This is a genomic window from Pseudomonas sp. FSL W5-0299, from assembly GCF_005930655.1.
Taxonomy (GTDB): Bacteria; Pseudomonadota; Gammaproteobacteria; order Pseudomonadales; family Pseudomonadaceae; genus Aquipseudomonas; species Aquipseudomonas mandelii.
Genome location: NZ_RXHX01000004.1, coordinates 52,489 through 72,045 on the forward strand (window position 1 = coordinate 52,489; position 19,557 = coordinate 72,045).

Consider the following 19,557-nt stretch of genomic DNA (forward strand, 5'->3'; position numbering starts at 1 on the left):
CCATGCCGGTGATCCAGTCCCAGGTAGACCCGTTCAGCGAACAGTTCGCCCAGAACCGCACGGCCATGCTGGTCGGCATCGAGCAGGTCCGCCAGCTCGAACAAAACCTGCTGAACAAGGCGGCCGAAGCCAAGCCAAAATTCGACAAACGCGGCCAGTTGCTGCCCCGTGAACGCCTCAATCTGCTGCTCGACCCCGGCGCGCCGTTCCTCGAACTGGCGAGCCTGGCCGGCTACAAACTGCACGACGACAAGGACGGCAGCTCGGCCGGCGGAGGCTTGATCGCCGGGATCGGCTACGTGTCCGGCGTGCGGGTGCTGGTGGTGGCGAATAACAGTGCGATCAAGGGCGGGACCATTTCCCCCAGCGGTCTGAAAAAGTCCCTGCGCCTGCAACAGATCGCCATGGAAAACAAACTGCCGGTGATCACCCTCGCCGAGAGCGGCGGCGCCAATCTCAATTACGCGGCGGAGATTTTCGTCGAAGGCGCGCGCAGCTTTGCCAATCAGGCGCGGATGTCGGCCATGGGGCTGCCGCAGATTACCGTGGTCCACGGCTCGGCCACAGCGGGCGGGGCTTATCAGCCGGGGCTCTCGGATTATGTGGTGGTGGTGCGCGGCAAGGCGAAGCTGTTTCTGGCCGGCCCGCCGCTGCTCAAGGCCGCCACCGGAGAAGTCGCCACCGATGAAGAACTGGGCGGCGCCGAGATGCACGCACAAACCGCCGGCACCGCCGAATACCTGGCCGAGAACGATGCCGATGGCGTGCGCCAGGTGCGCGAGATTGTCAGTCTGCTGTCGTGGAATTCACGGCTGCCGGTGGCGCCCGCCCGGTACTGGGAAAACCCGCTCTACCCGATCGACGAGTTGCTCGGGCTGATTCCCGACGATCCGAAAAAGCCCTATGACGTGCGCGAAATCATCGCGCGGATTGCCGACGGTTCGAGCTTCCTCGAGTTCAAGGGTGAGTTCGATCAGCAGACCCTCTGCGGCCATTTGCACATTCAGGGCCGCGCCTGCGGATTCATCGGCAACAACGGCCCGATCACGCCCAAGGGGGCGAGCAAGGCGGCGCAATTCATTCAGCTGTGTGACCAGAGCCGGACGCCGCTGCTGTTTTTCCACAACACCACCGGGTTCATGGTCGGCACCGAGTCGGAACAGCAAGGCGTGATCAAGCACGGCGCGAAGATGATTCAAGCGGTGGCCAACGCCCGGGTGCCTAAACTGACCATCGTCGTCGGCGGCTCCTACGGCGCCGGCAACTACGCGATGTGCGGCCGCGGCCTCGACCCGCGTTTCATCTTCGCCTGGCCCAACAGCCGCACCGCCGTCATGGGTGGTGCCCAGGCCGGCAAGGTGCTGCGCATCGTCACCGAGGCCAAACAACTCAAGGACGGCCTGGTGCCGGACCCAAAAATGCTCGACATGCTGGAACAGGTGACCGCGCAGAAACTCGACAGCCAGTCCACCGCGCTGTATGGCAGCGCCAACCTGTGGGACGACGGGCTGATCGACCCGCGGGATACCCGGACCTTGCTCGGTTACTTGCTGGACATCTGTCATGAGGCCGAAGTGCGGCCACTGCAAACCAACAGTTTTGGCGTCGCGAGATTCTGATCGCGGATCACAGGAGAACAATAAAAATGATCTTCACCCAGGAACACGAAGCACTGCGTCGCACGGTCCGCCAATTCGTCGATCACGAGATCAATCCCCACGTCGAAGAATGGGAAAAGGCCGGGCGCTTTCCCATCCAGGAGATTTTCCGCAAGGCCGGCGACCTCGGCTTGCTGGGGATTTCCAAACCGGAAAAATTCGGTGGGATGGGACTCGACTACAGCTATTCGATCGTGGCGGCCGAAGAGTTCGGCACGATTCATTGTGGCGGGATTCCGATGTCCATTGGCGTGCAGACCGACATGTGCACGCCCGCCCTCGCCCGCTTCGGCTCCGATGAATTGCGCGAAGAATTCCTCCGTCCCGCGATTACCGGTGAACAGGTCGGTTGCATTGGCGTCTCCGAAGTCGGTGCCGGTTCCGACGTCGCCGGATTGAAAACCAGCGCCCGCAAGGACGGCGACGACTACGTGATCAACGGCAGCAAAATGTGGATCACCAACTCGCCGAGCGCCGACTTCATCTGCCTGCTCGCCAACACCTCCGACGACAAACCGCACGTCAACAAATCGCTGATCATGGTGCCGATGAACACCCCGGGCATCAGCCTCAGTTCGCACCTGGACAAGCTCGGCATGCGCAGTTCGGAAACCGCCCAAGTGTTTTTCGACAACGTGCGCGTGCCGCAGCGCAACCGCATCGGCCATGAAGGCGCGGGCTTTATGATGCAGATGCTGCAATTTCAGGAAGAACGCCTGTTCGGCGCGGCGAACATGATCAAGGGCCTGGAATACTGCGTCGACAGCACCATCGAGTACTGCAAGGAGCGCAAGACCTTCGGCAGCGCGCTGATCGACAATCAGGTCATTCACTTTCGCCTGGCCGAACTGCAAACCGAAATCGAATGCTTGCGGGCGCTGGTCTATCAGGCCACCGAGCAGTACATCAAAGGCCAGGACGTCACGCGCCTGGCGTCGATGGCCAAACTCAAGGCCGGTCGCCTGGGTCGCGAAGTCAGCGACAGCTGCCTGCAATATTGGGGGGGCATGGGCTTCATGTGGGACAACCCGGTGGCCCGCGCTTACCGTGACGTGCGGCTGGTGTCGATCGGCGGCGGGGCCGACGAAATCATGCTGGGCATCATCTGCAAACTCATGGGCATCCTGCCGGGGAAAAAGAAATGAGCGCCCTGCCGGTTTGCCAGACCTTGCTGCTCGAATCCCATAACGGCGTACTGCACATCACCCTCAACCGCCCGGAAAGCCGCAACGCCATGAGCTTGCAGATGGTTGCCGAACTGCGTGCGGTGCTCGCCGCGGTGCGTGACGATCGAGCCGTTCGTGCGCTGGTGATCGGCGGTGCCGGCGGGCATTTTTGTGCTGGCGGCGACATCAAGGACATGGCCAATGCCCGGGCTCAAGGCCCGGACGCCTATCGCGATTTGAACCGAGCGTTCGGCGCGCTGCTGCAAGAGGTGCAACACGCGCCGCAAGTGGTCATCACGGTGCTGCAAGGCGCGGTGCTCGGCGGTGGATTGGGACTGGCCTGCGTCAGCGATGTCGCGCTGGCCGATCACCTGGCGCAGTTCGGTCTGCCGGAAACCAGCCTCGGTCTGTTGCCCGCGCAGATCGCGCCGTTTGTGGTGCAGCGCATCGGTTTGACCCAGGCGCGTCGACTGGCACTGACGGCCGCACGCTTCGATGGCACCCAGGCACGGCGCATGGGCTTGGTGCATTTCGTCGAGCATGACGCGCAAGCCTTGGCCGAACGCCTCGATGAAATTCTGGCCCATGTGTTGTGCTGCGCGCCGGGGGCGAATGCCACGACCAAAAAACTGTTGTTGGCGAGTGCGGGGCAGCCTTCGGACGCGTTGCTGGATGAAGCCGCCGGGTGGTTCAGCGAAGCGGTGACCGGGGCTGAAGGGGTCGAGGGGACGATGGCCTTCGTGCAAAAACGTAAACCGGGGTGGGCCCTCTAAAAGCTTCGCGGGCAAGCCTCGCGCCTACAGGTTTTGTGCCGAGCCCAATCCCGCGGCAATCGCGGTACCTGTAGGAGCGAGGCTTGCCTGCGAAGAGGCCATCACATTCACCGCAATAACAAGGGAACAACCCATGCCCGGACTCAGCAAAATCCTCATCGCCAACCGCGGTGAAATCGCCTGCCGCATCCAGCGCACCGCCCACGCCCTGGGCTACCGCACCGTCGCCGTATTCAGCGATGCCGACGCCGACGCCCTGCACGTCCAAATGGCCGACGAAGCGGTCAACATCGGCCCGGCCCCGGTGCAGCAGTCCTACCTGAACATCCCGGCGATCATCGACGCCGCCCGGCGCAGCGGTGCCGACGCGATACACCCCGGCTACGGCTTCCTCTCGGAAAATGCCGAATTCGCCTTCGCCTGCCAAAACGCCGGCATCACCTTCATTGGCCCGAGCCCCGAAGCAATCGAATTGATGGGCAGCAAGCGCCTGTCGAAACTCGCCATGCTCGCGGCCGGCGTGCCCTGCATCAAAGGCTATCAGAGCGCCGAACAGGACGATGCGACCCTGAGCCGCGAAGCCGCACGCATCGGCTATCCGCTGATGATCAAGGCCAGCGCCGGCGGCGGCGGACGCGGCATGCGCCTGGTGCACAGCGCCGACGATTTGCTGGAACAGCTGCGAACCGCGCGCTCCGAAGCCCTGCACGGGTTTGGCAGCGACGAACTGATTCTCGAACAAGCGCTGATCGATCCGCGCCATGTCGAAATCCAGGTGTTCGGCGACCAGCACGGCAACCTGATCTACCTCGGCGAACGCGACTGTTCGATCCAGCGTCGCCACCAGAAAGTCATCGAAGAAGCACCCTGCCCGGTGATGACCACCGAGTTGCGCCAAGCCATGGGCGAAGCGGCGTTGAAGGCTGGGCGCGCGGTGAATTACGTGGGCGCCGGCACCGTTGAGTTTTTGCTGGACGCGCGCGGGCAGTTCTACTTTCTGGAGATGAACACCCGGCTGCAAGTGGAGCACCCGGTGACCGAATTGATCACCGGCCTTGATCTGGTGGCCTGGCAGCTGCACGTCGCCGAGGGCCTGCCGCTGCCGTTGAGCCAGGAAGAAGTGCAGCTCAACGGGCATGCCATGGAAGTGCGTTTGTACGCCGAAGATCCGGCCCAGGGCTTTTTGCCACAAACCGGGCGAGTCGAGGCGTGGGAGCTGGCGTTGCAAGACGGTGTGCGGATCGATCACGGTTTGATCGAAGGCCAGAACATCAGCCCGTTCTACGATCCGCTGCTGGGCAAGATCATTGCCCACGGAGCCACCCGTGAAGAAGCGCGGCGCAAGCTGCTGCGGGCGGTGCAGGACAGCGTGTTGCTGGGCGTGCAAAGCAATCAGCGCTTGCTCGCCAGCCTGCTGCAACACCCGCAGTTCATCAGCGGCGAGTTCAGCACCGGGTTTATCCCGAGCTGTTTCGCCGACCATCCTTGTCTGCATCCGAAGGTGCCGAGCGCCGAAGAACTGGCCATTGCGGCGGCGTTGTTCTATCACGCCTCGGCGCAGGCTCACCGCGCCCCGCTGGCCGGTTGGCGAAACAACGCCAGCGCGCCCCTGCATCTTCGAATCGGCCTGGAGGATCAGGACTGGCCAGTGGAACTGAACGCAGCGCCTGACTCACCGTACCGCTTGCAAGTCGGCAGCCGAACCCTCGAATTGAAGGTCATTCAGTGCGACGGGCACTGGGCAACCCTGATGATCGACGGCATCCGCCAACGCCATGCCTACCGCCTCGCGGGCGGGCAACTCTGGCTGTTCACCCGCCCCGGCAGCCTGCGTCTGGTCGATCGGACCCAAGCCTTGGTCAGCAGCCAGGCCAGTGTCAGCTCCGGCACCCTCAAGGCACCCATGGACGGGGCGATCGTCGACGTACTGGTCAGCGAGGGCAGCCCGGTCAGCAAAGGTCAACTGCTGGTGGTGCTCGAAGCGATGAAAATGGAGCACCCGCTCAAATCAGGGATCGACGGCGTGCTTAAACGCTTGAAGGTGCGAGTCGGCGATCAGGTCAAGAATCGTCAAATTTTGTTGGAGGTCGAATAAGCCGCTAGGCGGATCCGCCGGCTTTGGCTACGCTCAAGCCCTATCAGGACGCGGATACCAGGAACCCTGCGATGCCTCACTGGCTGGTGATCGATCTGGAAGCCACCACCGATGACGGTGGCTGGCCAGTTACGGAAATGGAAATCATCGAAATCGGAGCCACCCTGGTGGACCGAAAAGGGCGCGAGGTGGATTGTTTCCAGTGCTTTGTTCGGCCACTGCGTCGGCCTTTGCTGACGCCGTTTTGCCGGGAGCTGACGCACATCACTCAGGCCAACGTCGACGCAGCGCAGACGCTGAATGAGGTCTGGCCGTCATTCGAGCAATGGCTCGTGCGCCATCAATCGGAGCTGGAGGGCTGGGCCAGTTGGGGCGATTACGATCGCAAGCAACTGCTTCAGGAATGGCAGCGACTGCATCTGTGCAGCGTGCTTGAGAAAGTGCCGCACATGAATCTCAAACAGCGCTTTGCCAAGGCCCGGCGCCTGGAACGCCCGCTGGGGCTCAACGGCGCGCTGCAACTGGCGGGCATGCAGTTCAATGGCCAACAGCATCGGGCGCTGGAAGATGCGCGCAATACGGCGCGCCTGTTGCCACAGGTTCTCCCGCCAGAGAGGTGACGGCGTTCATGGCCTTGTGCATACTGGCCGGCCCTTTTTAGCCCTTTTCGAGGAATCGCCCATGTTTAAAGTCAACGAGTACTTCGACGGCACCGTCAAGTCGATCGCCTTTGGCACCGCTGAAGGTCCTGCGACCATCGGCGTCATGGCTCCGGGCGAATACGAATTCGGCACCAGCCAGCGTGAAATCATGCACGTGGTGACCGGCGCCCTCACCGTCAAACTGCCTGACAGCACCGATTGGGAAACCTTCGCCGCCGGCAGCCAGTTCAACGTGCCTGCCAACAGCAAATTCCAGCTGAAAGTGGCCGTCGACACCGCTTACCTGTGCGAATACCGCGGCTAAACCCCCGGGTTTTCACAGCGACAAAAAAATGCCCGGGGCCCTTGGGACCCGGGCATTTTTTATTTCGTGTGTTTATTCCAGGATCGTCACTGGCATGCCGACTTCAAGTTGGCCATTGCTGTCGTTGACCAGGTTCTGCCCGAACATTGCACCGTCCGCCTGGGAACGGTATTTCTGCAACGTGGCCAGAGGCTCGCGATCACTGCTGCGCTCACCGGTTTGCGGGTCGATGGTGGTCAGGATGCAGCGCGAACAGGGCTTGACCACGCGGAACTCAACATCCCCGATGCGAATACGCTTCCAGTTGTCCTCGGCAAACGCCTCGCTGCCCTCGATCACCAGGTTTGGTCGAAAGCGCAGCATTTCCAGCGGGCGCCCGACATTTTTCGAGAGATCTTCCAGGGACGCCTGCCCGATCAGCAACAGCGGGAAGCCATCGGCGAACGCCACTTGATCGTCATTCCGGCCATAGCCCGCTTGTGTGGTGCGCGCGCGATCCAGAGGAATTTGCACCAGGCGCGTCGGCTTTCCAATGAACTCACTGACCCAGGCGCCGGCTTCATCGCCGGCATCGGGCACGCGCAGGCTGTCTTTGAAGATCGTCACGCCCCGCAGTTCAGCGCCGCTACCCGGCAAGGCAATATCGATTGCCGGACGCCCGGGTGCACTGAGGGTCAAGCCGCCGTCAGCATTCCATAACGCCGACAGCTGGCTCATCTTCCCCACCGTGCGCTGGGTCAGGAAGCGCCCATTGGCCTCGTCCACGAGCATCCAGCGTCGGTCACCGTCCAGCCCCAGTTTGTCGAGACAAATCTGCTGCAGGGCCTCGGCCTTGCCGGATTTCAACGGATAACGGTAAAGCGCGCTCAGACGCAACATGGCCAGCTCCCTGGTGGGCAAAAAATGCCACCCTATACGAGCTTGGTCGCCGAATCAAAGGCAGAAAACCGATCTCTGTTTACCTTTTGGGTCGGGCCTGTTCGCGAAGGCGATGTATCAGCCAATATCAATGTTGACAGTGATGGCCTCTTCGCGAGCAGGCTCGCTACAGGTTGATCGTGTGCAGCCTAAATCGTGTCAGGCCGGCACTTCGTCGAGCATCAGGCGCTGACGCACTACGTCGACGAGTTTGTCCGGCTGGAACTTGGAGAGGAAATTGTCGCAGCCGACCTTCTTGACCATAGAGTCGTTGAAACTGCCCGACAGCGACGTATGCAGCACCACGTAGAGGCCACGCAAGCGCGGGTCGTTGCGGATTTCGGTGGTCAGGCGATAGCCGTCCATTTCCGGCATTTCGGCGTCGGTAAAGACCATCAGCAGTTTGTCGGTCATCGACACGCCCGTATCGGCCCAGGCCTTGAGCATGTTCAGCGCCTTCAAGCCGTCGCTGGCGATGTGCATCTTCACGCCCAACTGGCCCAGGGTGTCGCGCAGTTGCGACAGGGCAACATTGGAGTCATCCACCAACAGCACTTCACGACCACGGGCGCGCTCCAGCACCGGGTCGTCGAGTTTCTCGCGCGAGACCTTGGCGTTGTACGGCACGATTTCGGCCAGGACTTTTTCGACGTCGATGATTTCCACCAACTGATCGTCGACCTTGCTGATGGCGGTCAGGTAATGCTGGCGGCCGGCGCTGGCCGGCGGCGGCAGAATGGCTTCCCAGTTCATGTTGACGATGCGGTCTACGCCGCCAACCAGGAACGCCTGCACTGAACGGTTGTACTCGGTGACGATGATCGTACTGGTAGGGCCAGGCACCAGCGGACGCATGCCGATGGCCTGGGACAGGTCAATCACCGGCAACGTCTGCCCACGCAAGTTGACCACGCCGCAGACAAACGGATGGCGCTGGGGCATTAGGGTCAGCTTCGGCAGTTGCAACACTTCCTGCACTTTAAAAACGTTGATCGCGAACAATTGCCGACCGGCCAGCCGGAACATGAGAATTTCCAGGCGATTCTCACCCACCAGTTGTGTGCGTTGGTCTACCGTGTCGAGAATGCCGGCCATTAATGACTCCTGGGCTTGTTCTGATGAATTCACTAAAGAGGGTTATCGGCAGTTTTGGCCAGACCTTGACCCTGAGACAAAATGCCATGATCGGGCATTGATGTCACATTAACATCATGCTTTACTGGCGCAGCGATTTCATCTGCTTCATCCCCTGCGGCGCGACCTCGGTTTGCACGTTAGGTTCCCCTGTGTAAGGGATTCCCCTAGTAACAATCAGGCCCAACCTGATATTCGCAATATCCAATAGCCATTAATGTGACGCCATTCTCATTGCATGAACGGAGTCAGGCTTTTGTGTGCGATCGCAGGTAAGTGGCCATCCACCCTCTCGAGTTCCCCAGCCTGCGCCCAGGCCAGCCGGAGCGCGATCTCATGCCGGCACGGCAGCGTCGGGACGCTGGACGTCTTCGTCGACACACACGACATCCCCTCATTTGACATGACGTTGTGGAGATAACCATGCCGAACGACACTAAACAGTGGGCTCAGCGCTTTCCGGAGTTCCTCGTCGAGGCTGAAACACTCCTGGCCAAATCGGAAGAGTGCCTTAGCCATCTGCAGTTGATCAGCAATGACAAAGACGCAATCGATTGCATGCTCAGCAGCCTGCTCAAATTAGCGAGTAAGGCGGATGCCCTGGCCCTGGAGGCGGTTTCTGAATTTTCGCTGCACATCCATGGCTTGTTGAACCACGCCCAAGGCCACATGCAACTGCACGACCAGGCCCTGTGTGCGTTGAAGGACTGCTTTACGTTGATGGCCTGGCAACTCGAACTCATCGATCAGACCACCGGCCAACTCAGCCTGGATGAAAGTGAACAGACTTCCCTGATTGAAGCCTTTGCGTTTCAGGTCGGACAAAGTCATTTCCAGCCTCCGGTTAATTCCAAACCCTTCACGCTTGTTTCCTATTCGGAGCGGCAGGCTTAATCCGCCAGATAACCAAGCCTTATTGCGTATTATCATTGTCATGATGCCGCTCATTAATTGGAGTGTGCTCATGTCAACGACAGCTCGATGCAAATAACTATTCCCTCCGTTAAACTTTTTCCATTATGGAACTATCGTCCTAAACCCCTAATTCCTGACTGAATAGACATATATACCGAACGCGACCAACGGTAGCTTAAATGGTATTATGCCGACCATTAGTTGACGCCATTCTAATGTCAAAGTGACTCCAGACGAGTGCAGGCCGAATTTGAAGGTGCTGTCAGCCCCCGCCCTGGATTGCACGGCTAGAGACGAGTCACTACAGATTTCAGACAGAGACCCGTCATCCACGATGGCCGGTCTGCCCGCAGCGAACATCCATTGGCTCCATCCGCTATGTACGCCAGCCTCAAGTCATTCACCCCACGGCTCCCCTCCCAAAAAAATGCGCGGCGGTTAACGCTTTTGCTGTGCACCGCCTCGGCACTCGGCAGCCTGCTGGTTTTCAGCTTGTCTGCTTCAGTGCCGATGAGTCTGCTGGTACTGAACATGGCGGCACTTGGCTGCGTCTGGGTACAACATTTCCTGTCGAGCAAATCAATAAAATTTCAGCCACAAGAACTAGCCGATCGTCTACTTGAGGTCCAGGAAAATGAACGTCATCGTCTCAGCAGGGAACTACATGACGACATCGGCCAGTTGCTGACCGCGGCAAAACTTCAAAGTGAATGGCTCAAACGCCGGATGCCTGAAGACATGCAAGGCCAGTGCACGGTGCTCTGCGACACACTGGACGAAACCCTTGCCAAGGTTCGCGATGTCTCGGCCATTCTCAATCCCAGGCAGTTGGCCAGCCTCGGACTTGAAGCCAGCCTGCGTGCGCATTTGCTCAAGACCCTGGCCAATACTTCAATTCACTGGAGCCTGGAATGCCATCAACGCCTGACCGGCATACCGGAAGAAATGGCGGTGGCCGCCTTTCGAATCACCCAGGAAGCGGTGACCAATATTCTTCGCCATGCCAAAGCGAATAACCTGCTGATCCGCCTGCAACGCATGCCCCAGGGTTTGGCGCTGCTGATCAGCGACGACGGCCTGGGGTTCGCACCAGCCGCAGACCCCGGTCGCGAGGGGCAACGCGGGATGGCCGGGATGGTGGAACGGATCGATCAACTGGGCGGTACCCTGGTCGTGACCAGCGAGCCGGGCAAAGGCACTCAAATCGAAGCACTCTTTCCCTGGGCGCCCCGTGCGCTCGAACGGGCCAGTACGAATAAGGTTATGCATTGACTTGTAACTTACTTCTGGTGGATGACCACTCGCTTATCAGGGCAGGCGTGCGCGCTCTGGTGCTGGATATTCCCGGCTACGCGGTCATTGGTGAGGCCAATGACGGCTCGCAGCTACTCGAGATGGTCGAGAAGCTGTCCCCTGACATCGTTCTGCTGGATATCTCCATGAAGCAGACCGGCGGCCTTGAAGCCTTGCAGCGACTCAAGCAGGTCCGCCCGCAAAGCAAGGTGTTGATCCTGTCGATGCACACCGACCCGGCCCTGATCATGCAGGCGCTTGAGTCCGGTGCCCATGGCTATTTGCTCAAAGACACCACGGCCACCGAGCTGGAACATGCCCTGGATGCCTTGCGCAACAACGAGCGTTACCTGAGCCCGGCCATTGCCCACACAGTCATCAACCAGGCACTGATTCGTAACCAGAAGCATCAACCCGAGGCTGCGGACTCACACAACCTGACGGCCCGCCAGCTGGAAATCCTGCGACTGATTGTTCGGGGCAAATCCACCCGGGAAATCGCCAATGGCCTGGGTCTCAGCATCAAAACCGTTGAAACCCACCGCTCGCAGATCATGAAGCGCCTGCAGATCTACGACGTAGCCGGCCTGGTGCTGTTTGCCGTGCGCGAGCAAATCATCAGCCTCGACGACTGACCGTTTTCGAAGCGCTCAGCAGAGGCGAATTCTGCGGCAAATGCACGCGCAATGCCGCTGGACGCGCCGAGAATCGCAGGCTCTCGCCCTCGATAGGTTCGCCATCCAGATTGATGTAGAGGCCTTCCGCAACTTTGATCTCGACCCATGGCAGGCGAGCTCGCACAAACATGTTGTCGATGCCGAAGCCATCGGCCAGCAGCGTTTTCAACGTACCGACCACTTCCTGCGGCGCCGGCAAAATGCTGATATCCAGCAGCCCATCGTCAGCCAGCGCCTCCGGGCACAGTACATGACCACCGCCAGCCTGCCGGCCATTGCCGATACCCAACGCCAAAAGCTCACCACTCCAATGAAAGTCCGGCCCCTGCAACTCGCCGTAGGCAGCATGCAGTTCGCTGAAGCGCGACAACCCGGTGAACAGATACGCCGCGCCCCCGAGGACTTTCTTCAAGTCTTCCGAGGTATTCGCCGTGACCTGACTGCCAAAGCCGCCGGTGGCCATGTTCAGAAAGACTTGACCGCCCACCTCGCCCAGATCGATCGCTTGCGGTGCAACCTCCAGAAGGTCCAGCGCCAGAGCGGGTTCGAGCGGCACACCGGCGGCACGCGCAAAATCGTTCGCGGTGCCCAGCGGCATCAGCACCAGACTGGCCTGCGTCGAATGCGCTGCCATGGCCTCAGCGATATCACGCAAGGTGCCATCACCGCCGCCGGCAATCAGTTGCGTATAGCCCGCGCTCAAGGCTTCTTCCACCAGCCGCTGCGCGTCACCCGCCTCCCAGGTCAGTCGGACGGCCAACTCCCAGCCCTGCTGGCGTTTAACGTCGACGGCCGCACGGACCTCCTCGTTGAGCGCCTGCTTGCCATGCAGAATCAACAGCGCTTTGCGCTCACTCATTATTGCCGCTCCCATGTTTGGACTCCGTATGAGAGATGTTGACCTCACCACCGCCTATAAAAGTCGCAGGGATTTGAATTTTTTTGAGCCGTACAGCCTTGTGGTCCTACAGCGCGGGAAATTTTCTTACAACATGTACGGAATCGGCTCAATTGACCAACCTTGGCGATTGGTACACCTTGAGGTCCGCGGCATCAGTCATCAACATTCAATACACAGGGATGTGAAAACCATGAGTAGACCTTCTTCAAGGGCCACACAAAGCGCAATCAACACCAGTGTCGGCCATCCAAAGGGCTTGAAGGCAAGGAGCGTTTCAGCCCATGCAAAGCCATGACATCAGGTTGCCGATCAGTCAGGTCGCGCCATCGGCAGGCAATCGCGCCAATCATCAGGCTGAATTCAATAACAGCGCAAAAACCGCCGGAGGAGTTGATATGGAACCTCGCGTCATTGAACTCGAGACACACCTCAAATACATCCGAAGAGACATGGAAGAGGTCCGTGGCGATGTTAAATCCATCAAACACAGGCTGGCCTATTCTGCGGGTGGAACAGCCGTGGTCCTGGGGCTGCTGGGCTGGGTCGCCAACAGCCGCTTTGATCAGGTCGTGTCACTTCTGGTTCGTTAAACGCTAGCCATACACGCAAGCTCCGGCACGATCTACCGGGCTTGCGTGGCAAGACTTTCGCCAGAATCAGCTCAGGACTTCGCTCAGCGGAATGAAGTTCACGTCATCGCCTTCGATCAACGTGCGGTCTTCCAGTACCTCAACCAGACCATCAGCCCAAGCGGCACTGCGGAGCACCCCGGAGCTCTGATTCTTGTAGATGATTGCCCGACCATTCTCCAGGCGCCCACGCAAATACTCTCGGCGATTACCAGCCTTTGGCCAGTCGAACCCTGCAGGCACCTGAAACTTTAATGGCTCGACCTCTTTCACACCCTGGCGGCGCAAAAGATAGGGCCTGGCCAACAAGGCAAATGTAACCAGCGTCGACGCAGGGTTGCCGGGCAAACCAATCACGGGGACGCCGCGAAAATGACCGAACGTCAGCGGCTTGCCTGGTTTGATGGCGAGTTTCCACAGGGTCAACTCGCCCTCTTCGCGCAAGGCATTGCCCAGAAAATCGGCTTCTCCCACCGACACGCCGCCGGTAGAAAGGATCAAATCGACATCCTTCAACTCCCCAAGGCGGGCGCGAGTGGCCGCTAAATCATCGGGAAGAATTCCGGCATCGATCACTTCACAGCCCAAGCGCTGCAACCAACTGCACAGCAACACGCGATTACTGTTGTAAATCTGTCCCGGCCCGAGGGGCTGGCCCGGCTCTATCAATTCATCTCCGGTTGACAGGACTGCGACACGAACCTTGCGAACCACGTTCAGCTCAGCACATCCCAGCGACGCCGCCAGGCCCTGCTCGATAGGTCCCAGACGGGTGCCCGCCGGCAAAACAAGTTCGCCAACGGTAGTTTCCTGGCCTTGCGGGCGAATATTTTGACCCGGGGTCATTGCCTCGATAAAACGAACGCGCTCGTCCGCCTGAACCTCGGCGTTCTCCTGCATCTCGACGCAATCGGCACCTGCCGGTACAGGCGCACCGGTAAAGATTCGGGCGCAGGTACCTGGCTTCAATGGTTCGGGTGCCTGGCCGGCGAAAATCTTCTGACTGACCATTAAGGGTTCGCCCGTCCAGTCAGCGACGCGCAAGGCATAGCCGTCCATGGCACTGTTCGGCCAGGGCGGCAGATCAAGCGTCGAGACCAGGTCATCGGCCAGTATGCGACCTTCAACCTGTGCCAACGGCAAGCGCTCACGCTCACCTATCGTTGATGCCTCAGCCATTTCCAGCAAACGCGCCAGCGCGACTTCGACCGCCATCAAGCTACCGGCTTTGCCGGGCTTACCCACGGGATTCACAGGGTGCCGCCTGTTTAAGGTGAGCGACGAAATTGCAGGGACGGTGCCGCGAATCCAGCTGTTCGGCGAGAATGCCATCCCAGCCAGTGCGCACAGCATTGGTCGAACCCGGCAAACAGCAGACCAGCGTGCCATTGGCCAAACCCGCCAGGGCCCGGGACTGAACAGTCGAAGTGCCGATGTCCGCGACCGAAATCTGCCGGAACAACTCGCCGAAACCGTCGACTTGCTTGTCAAGCAGACAGCTCACCGCTTCCGGCGTGCTGTCGCGCCCCGTGAACCCGGTACCGCCGGTGATCAACACCACCTGCACGACATCCTCGGCAATCCAGTTGGCGACTTGCGCGCGAATTTTGTAGAGATCATCTTTAAGCAAAACCCGAGCGGCCAGGTGATGGCCGGCAGCGCTCAAGCGGTCGACGAAAAGCTGCCCTGACGTATCGGTTTCCAGGGTGCGGGTATCGCTGACCGTCAACACCGCGATGTTGAGCGGCGCGAAAGGTACTTCAGCCTTGGCTTTCATAGGCTCGTCCAGTTGTAGGATAAACAGCCCGGTGTTATATCACAGCGCTCCGTTTTTTCGCCGCCCCCATGGAGACGTGCCATGACCTTGAGTACACATTTGCCGCCCTGCTCCATTCTGCTCCTGGCCGGTGGTCGAGGCCAACGCATGGGCGGCCAGGACAAGGGTTTGCTGGAATGGCATGGCGAGCCACTGATCGCGCACCTGCATCGCAAGACCCGCGCGCTGAGTGATGATCTGATCATCTCCTGCAACAGGAACCTGGAAAAATATGCGCCTTTTGCCGACCAGTTGGTCCATGACGATGAAGGCGACTTCCCGGGACCCTTGGCCGGTATTCGCGCCGGCCTCAGGGCCGCCCGCCACGCCTGTCTGCTGGTGTTGCCGTGCGATGTGCCGCGCATCGATGCGGCCCTGCTCCAGAGCATGCGCGAAACCGCCCGCCAGCATCCGGACAAACCGCTGATGCTGCGCCATAACGAACACTGGGAGCCGTTGCTGTGCATCATCCCGGTGGCGCTTTCGGCAGCGTTTGAAAGAGCCTGGAATGAGGGCGAACGCAGTCCGGGACGCCTCATGCGCAAATTGGGCGCTACCGCCCTGCAATGTCCCGATAACGATCCTCGCCTGGCCAACCTCAACACGCCGGAGCTGTTAAGTGCACACAACACTGTGTCAGACTGACACGAGAAGGAACTTGCGCGCGTTGCATACGTCTCAAGCTCAGTAACCAAAAGAATTCATATTCGGAGACACACTCATGACTCAACGGACCCTCGCCACTCTCATGCTCGCACTGGGCCTTGCAACCCTCGCCGGTTGCGCATCGCCTACAGTGATCACCTTGAATGACGGTCGCGAAATCCAGGCCGTCGACGCGCCAAAATACGATGACGAATCGGGTTTCTACGAGTTCGAACAGCTTGATGGCAAACACACCCGCATCAACAAGGATCAGGTTCGTACCGTTAAAGAGTTGTAATCGTTACGGCACCACCGGATACAGAAAAGCCCGCTTGATGCGGGCTTTTTCGTGCCTGAAGCACTGTGATCACCATTGCAGGGTGATGGTGCTCTCGAATTCACGTGGTTGACCTGTGATCGGGTCGACAAACCGCAAACCCTGAGCCAGCAGCTTCAAGGGATTGGCATAGTCGTCCTCGACATCCTTGAGCACCTGCGGGTAGAACGGGTCGTTGCAGATACTGGCGCCCAAAGCAGTCATGTGCACCCGCAACTGATGTTTCTTGCCGGTCACTGGATAAAGTCCATAACGCCAGAGATCGCCGTTTTTCTCACGAACCTCAACTGCCGTCTCGGTGTTGCTGGTACCCGGACCTTCCTGCATGCGAAAGAATGGCTCGCCATCGACCAGCCGACTTTTATGAACCAGTGGAAAGGTGAGTTCAGGCAATGCGCGGGCGATTGCTTCGTAGCGTTTTTCGATATTCCGTGTAGGAAACAATGACTGGTAAGCCGAGCGACTCTCAGGATTCGCTGAGAACAACACCAGTCCCGCCGTGTGCCGGTCAATGCGATGCAAAGGCACAAGATTCGGGTTATCCAGGCGACGGATCAGCCGCCGCAACAACGTCTGCTCCACGTATTCCCCGGCAGGCGTCACTGGCAGAAAATGCGGCTTGTCCGCCACCACCAGATGCTCGTCGGCATACAGGATCGACTCGACCACCGGGATCGGTTTTTCGTCCGGCACCTCACGAAAGTAATGAATCCGCAGGCCTTCCTTGTAACGCAGATCCAGAGCGATCGGTTGACCGTGCCCGTCAAGCACGCGACCACGAGCAATCCTGTCCAGCCATTGTTCACGACCAATAGCGCTGAAGTGGTCGCACAGGCAATCGAGCACGGTCTGCCACGGACCCGGCGGCAAATAGAGCGTGCTGGCCTGGTTGTGCGAAGCAGAAAAAGATGAAGTGGACATACAAACGCTCTGACCCTCAATACAGGCCAGCATTATCCAACAGTGGCCGGAACGAACCTAGAAGAGAATCCTCACGCCGGCATCTGCTTGCGCGCCGCCGCTTCGGTGAACTCCTTGAGCCAGCGCAGCACATCGACCGCTTCCCAGCGGCCTGGATCATAAAGCGCGTACAACAAGCCCTGATAACCCACGACATCGAGCTGGCGGTGATAACCCGCGCGCTGGAACAACGCTTCGATTTCGGCAAAGCAGGTGTTGAAGTGCAGTTTGTTGAAGGGTGTTTTTCCTTCCGTGACCAGACCATCCAGACGCAATTCGAGGACCGCCTCGCGCACAACATCAACCGACATCCGGTTCACGCTGTTTTTCAATTGTTCGACATTGACCACGATCTTCCCCTCTCACGCCCGATACTGCCTGCTCGAACCTGAAAACCAGGGGCGAACGGCAATATTACGAATAACTGTATGCGCATACAGTATCCGAAGAGCATCGGTTAAGCCAAGGGGATCATTCGCAAAGTTCGACAAACGGGACATCGCCAACCACAAAACCGCTTAACGCAGGAACGCCACCACCTCGTCGGCATTGAATGGCCAGCCCAGTTCAGCGCCGGTATCGACCCGCCGTAGCACCGGGATACGCAGGCTGTAAGCTTCGAACCATGTTTCATCTTCAGCGATATCTACCAGCTCCACCAGCAGACCACGTTCGACAAACTCCATCAGCATGGCTTCGGCCACTTCACAGAGGTGGCACCCAAGGGTGCCGAACAACTGACATTCAGGAAGCATGAGCGCTCAACCTAAAAAATTAAGAACCTATTCTAGGCTTGCTCCGAAAAGCCGTCGAGCCAGTGAATTTTCTGCCCTTGAGCACAAATCGCAATGGGCGGCGGTAAAACCCTGACGCATATCAGTCGCTCCAGCGGCCAATTACGTGATGCTCAGGTTTTTTTTACTTCTACGCTTGAGTAGCCAGCCCCTCACCGGAGTTTTTCGTGTTCGCCAACCTCTTGATCATTCTCGCCTCCTCCCTGGTGGTGATTGCATTGTTCCAGCGCCTGCGTTTGCCTCCGGTGCTGGGCTATCTGTGCGTAGGGCTGATGATCGGGCCGACGGCGTTCAACTGGGTGAATGAAAGCGAAGAGTTGCCAGACCTGGCCGAGTTGGGCGTGGTGTTTCTGCTGTTCTCCCTTGGGTTGGAGTTTTCCCTGTCGAAGATGATCGAGCTGCGTCGGGTGGTGTTCGGCCTTGGTAGCCTGCAAGTGTTGGTGTCCGGGATTTTGATGGGGGCATTGCTGATGCTGTTCGGCATGCCGACGACGCCCGCGTTGTTACTCGGTGCTGGTCTGTCGCTGTCTTCTACGGCCATAGTCAGCAAGGAGCTGAGCAGCCTCGGCGAGATATTCAGCAGTCACGGCCAGAATGCCATCGCTGTGTTGCTGTTCCAGGATGTGGTGGCGGTGCTGTTGCTGACCCTGGTGCCGGTGTTCGCCGGCAACAGCGATCAAGCCTGGTATTGGGCATTGCCGTTGACGCTGGGCAAGACTCTGGTGCTGTTCGGTGGTTTGTTGCTGGCCAGTCGATGGTTGTTGCCCCGCCTGTTCCATGAAGTTGCCGCCGCCCGCTCCCCGGAGCTGTTCGTGCTGCTGGCGCTGGTCATCGTTTTGCTGACCGCGTGGCTGACTCACCTGCTCGGTCTCTCCCCTGCCCTGGGTGCATTTCTCGCCGGCATGCTGCTGGGGGAAAGCCACTATCGGCACCAGATCGAGGCGGACATCCGGCCGTTCCGCGACATCTTGCTCGGGTTGTTTTTCGTCAGCATCGGCATGCTGATCGACTTGCAGCTGTTTGTCAGCCACGGCCTTATGGTTCTCGGCCTGACGCTTGGGTTACTGCTCATCAAGGGCACAGTGGTCGCGCTGCTGGTCAAATGGCGCGGCAGCGACGGCGAAACCGCCTGGCGCAGCGGCCTTGCATTGGCTCAGGGTGGCGAGTTCTGCTTTGCCTTGATGGCGCAGATGCAGCAAAACAAACTGATGCCCGCCGACTTCGGAGGTCTTCTGCTGGCCGCGACATTCTGCTCGATGCTGGTGACACCGTTGTTGCTGCGCGCCGCCCCCCACATTGCGACACGCCTGCATCGCAAGCCCAACGAAGAAGCAAAACTGGCAGAAATCAGCGCGCTTAACGCCGACTTGCACAACCACGTTGTGATTTGTGGCTACGGTCGCGTGGGTCAGTCGATCGGCCGCGCGTTGCGCAACGCGCGCCAACCTTACCTTGCGCTGGACACCGATCCGGTGCGTGTCCAGGAAGCTGCCGTGGATGAAACCTGTGTGCATTACGGCGACTCGCGGCGCGGTGAACTGCTGCTCGCGGTCGGGCTGGCGCGAGCCAGGCTGCTGGTGATTGCCGTGGACCAGACCGACATCGCGCTCTTGATTCTCCAGGAAGCGCGCCGATTGAACTCGAAGATTCCGATCCTGGTGCGCACTCGAGACGACAGCCAACTGACCGAGTTGAAAGCGGCCGGCGCCAGCGAAGTCGTGCCCGAGCTGTTGGAATCGAGCCTGATGCTCGCCTCCCACGCCCTGATCATGCTGGGTTTACCCGCGCATCAGGTACAGGAGCGGGCCGACCAGATACGGCATGACCGTTATCGTCTGCTGCACGGTTTTTATCCCGGGAGCGACGATGAAGAAAAGTGA

21 protein-coding genes are annotated in these 19,557 nt (G+C 59.4%); 13 read left to right on the plus strand and 8 right to left on the minus strand.

Annotated features, from left to right (window positions below):
- Positions 1-2 precede the first annotated feature (2 nt).
- The 6 genes from atuC to ppnP all read left to right on the plus strand — a co-directional run bounded on the left by atuC (position 3) and on the right by ppnP (position 6,658).
- On the plus strand, positions 3-1,619 hold the full coding sequence (atuC, locus tag FHL16_RS07230; RefSeq protein WP_077747898.1) for a geranyl-CoA carboxylase subunit beta: 1,617 nt from the start codon (positions 3-5) through the stop codon (positions 1,617-1,619).
- 26 nt (positions 1,620-1,645) lie between these two features.
- On the plus strand, positions 1,646-2,803 hold the full coding sequence (gene atuD, locus FHL16_RS07235; protein ID WP_077747899.1) for a citronellyl-CoA dehydrogenase: 1,158 nt from the start codon (positions 1,646-1,648) through the stop codon (positions 2,801-2,803).
- Positions 2,800-3,597 (plus strand): enoyl-CoA hydratase/isomerase family protein, encoded by a 798-nt coding sequence (locus FHL16_RS07240; protein WP_010461220.1) that lies wholly within the window; start codon positions 2,800-2,802, stop codon positions 3,595-3,597. The genes atuD and FHL16_RS07240 overlap by 4 nt, the downstream gene beginning before the upstream one ends.
- Positions 3,598-3,730: 133 nt before the next feature.
- On the plus strand, positions 3,731-5,692 hold the full coding sequence (locus tag FHL16_RS07250; protein ID WP_077747900.1) for an acetyl/propionyl/methylcrotonyl-CoA carboxylase subunit alpha: 1,962 nt from the start codon (positions 3,731-3,733) through the stop codon (positions 5,690-5,692).
- A gap of 71 nt (positions 5,693-5,763) precedes the next feature.
- Positions 5,764-6,312 carry an exonuclease domain-containing protein gene (locus FHL16_RS07255; protein WP_077747901.1) on the plus strand — a complete coding sequence of 183 codons (549 nt, stop codon included), beginning with the start codon at positions 5,764-5,766 and terminating at the stop codon, positions 6,310-6,312.
- A gap of 61 nt (positions 6,313-6,373) precedes the next feature.
- On the plus strand, positions 6,374-6,658 hold the full coding sequence (gene ppnP / locus FHL16_RS07260; protein ID WP_010461229.1) for a pyrimidine/purine nucleoside phosphorylase: 285 nt from the start codon (positions 6,374-6,376) through the stop codon (positions 6,656-6,658).
- A 72-nt stretch (positions 6,659-6,730) separates the two neighbouring features.
- On the opposite strand, the gene FHL16_RS07265 is transcribed toward ppnP, so the two are convergent.
- Positions 6,731-7,537, minus strand: coding sequence for an MOSC domain-containing protein (locus tag FHL16_RS07265; protein WP_077747902.1), 807 nt, complete (start codon positions 7,535-7,537; stop codon positions 6,731-6,733).
- Positions 7,538-7,735: 198 nt separating this feature from the next.
- Complete coding sequence (locus FHL16_RS07270; protein ID WP_010461233.1) at positions 7,736-8,671, minus strand: chemotaxis protein CheV; 936 nt, start codon at positions 8,669-8,671, stop codon at positions 7,736-7,738.
- 462 nt (positions 8,672-9,133) lie between these two features.
- Between FHL16_RS07270 and FHL16_RS07275 the strand changes: the two genes are divergently transcribed.
- The 3 genes from FHL16_RS07275 to FHL16_RS07285 all read left to right on the plus strand — a co-directional run bounded on the left by FHL16_RS07275 (position 9,134) and on the right by FHL16_RS07285 (position 11,553).
- Positions 9,134-9,604 carry a hypothetical protein gene (locus FHL16_RS07275; protein WP_010461234.1) on the plus strand — a complete coding sequence of 157 codons (471 nt, stop codon included), beginning with the start codon at positions 9,134-9,136 and terminating at the stop codon, positions 9,602-9,604.
- A 399-nt stretch (positions 9,605-10,003) separates the two neighbouring features.
- Entirely contained in the window at positions 10,004-10,897 is an 894-nt protein-coding gene (locus FHL16_RS07280; protein ID WP_077747904.1) for a sensor histidine kinase, read from the plus strand.
- Complete coding sequence (locus FHL16_RS07285; RefSeq protein WP_010461240.1) at positions 10,894-11,553, plus strand: response regulator; 660 nt, start codon at positions 10,894-10,896, stop codon at positions 11,551-11,553. Before FHL16_RS07280 ends, FHL16_RS07285 begins: the two co-directional genes overlap by 4 nt.
- Here the strand turns inward: FHL16_RS07285 and yegS are convergent.
- Complete coding sequence (gene yegS / locus FHL16_RS07290) at positions 11,537-12,454, minus strand: lipid kinase YegS (protein WP_077747905.1); 918 nt, start codon at positions 12,452-12,454, stop codon at positions 11,537-11,539. The two genes, FHL16_RS07285 and yegS, sit on opposite strands and share 17 nt — an antisense overlap.
- Before the next feature lie 323 nt (positions 12,455-12,777).
- On the opposite strand from yegS, the gene FHL16_RS07295 reads away from it, so the two are divergent.
- On the plus strand, positions 12,778-13,086 hold the full coding sequence (locus FHL16_RS07295; protein ID WP_077747906.1) for a hypothetical protein: 309 nt from the start codon (positions 12,778-12,780) through the stop codon (positions 13,084-13,086).
- Positions 13,087-13,152: 66 nt separating this feature from the next.
- On the opposite strand, the gene FHL16_RS07300 is transcribed toward FHL16_RS07295, so the two are convergent.
- The gene (locus tag FHL16_RS07300) at positions 13,153-14,379 is read right to left on the minus strand and encodes a molybdopterin molybdotransferase MoeA (RefSeq protein ID WP_077747907.1); all 1,227 of its coding nucleotides are present in this window, start codon (positions 14,377-14,379) and stop codon (positions 13,153-13,155) included.
- Entirely contained in the window at positions 14,363-14,902 is a 540-nt protein-coding gene (gene moaB / locus FHL16_RS07305) for a molybdenum cofactor biosynthesis protein B (RefSeq protein ID WP_010461247.1), read from the minus strand. The genes FHL16_RS07300 and moaB overlap by 17 nt, the downstream gene beginning before the upstream one ends.
- 81 nt (positions 14,903-14,983) lie before the next feature.
- Here moaB and mobA point away from each other — a divergent pair, with 81 nt between their 5' ends.
- Both mobA and FHL16_RS07315 read left to right on the plus strand, forming a co-directional pair.
- Entirely contained in the window at positions 14,984-15,586 is a 603-nt protein-coding gene (mobA, locus tag FHL16_RS07310) for a molybdenum cofactor guanylyltransferase MobA (RefSeq protein WP_010461248.1), read from the plus strand.
- Between the two features lie 76 nt (positions 15,587-15,662).
- A complete protein-coding gene (locus tag FHL16_RS07315; RefSeq protein WP_010461249.1) occupies positions 15,663-15,884 on the plus strand; it encodes a YgdI/YgdR family lipoprotein in 222 nt (73 codons plus the stop codon).
- A 69-nt stretch (positions 15,885-15,953) separates the two neighbouring features.
- Here FHL16_RS07315 and FHL16_RS07320 read toward each other — a convergent pair whose 3' ends face one another.
- The 3 genes from FHL16_RS07320 to FHL16_RS07330 form a co-directional block, all read right to left on the minus strand.
- On the minus strand, positions 15,954-16,844 hold the full coding sequence (locus tag FHL16_RS07320; protein WP_077747908.1) for a pseudouridine synthase: 891 nt from the start codon (positions 16,842-16,844) through the stop codon (positions 15,954-15,956).
- A 71-nt stretch (positions 16,845-16,915) separates the two neighbouring features.
- A complete protein-coding gene (locus tag FHL16_RS07325; protein ID WP_010461253.1) occupies positions 16,916-17,233 on the minus strand; it encodes a transcriptional regulator in 318 nt (105 codons plus the stop codon).
- A 168-nt stretch (positions 17,234-17,401) separates the two neighbouring features.
- A complete protein-coding gene (locus tag FHL16_RS07330; RefSeq protein ID WP_010461255.1) occupies positions 17,402-17,638 on the minus strand; it encodes a glutaredoxin family protein in 237 nt (78 codons plus the stop codon).
- Between the two features lie 206 nt (positions 17,639-17,844).
- Between FHL16_RS07330 and FHL16_RS07335 the strand changes: the two genes are divergently transcribed.
- A complete protein-coding gene (locus FHL16_RS07335) occupies positions 17,845-19,557 on the plus strand; it encodes a cation:proton antiporter (RefSeq protein ID WP_010461257.1) in 1,713 nt (570 codons plus the stop codon).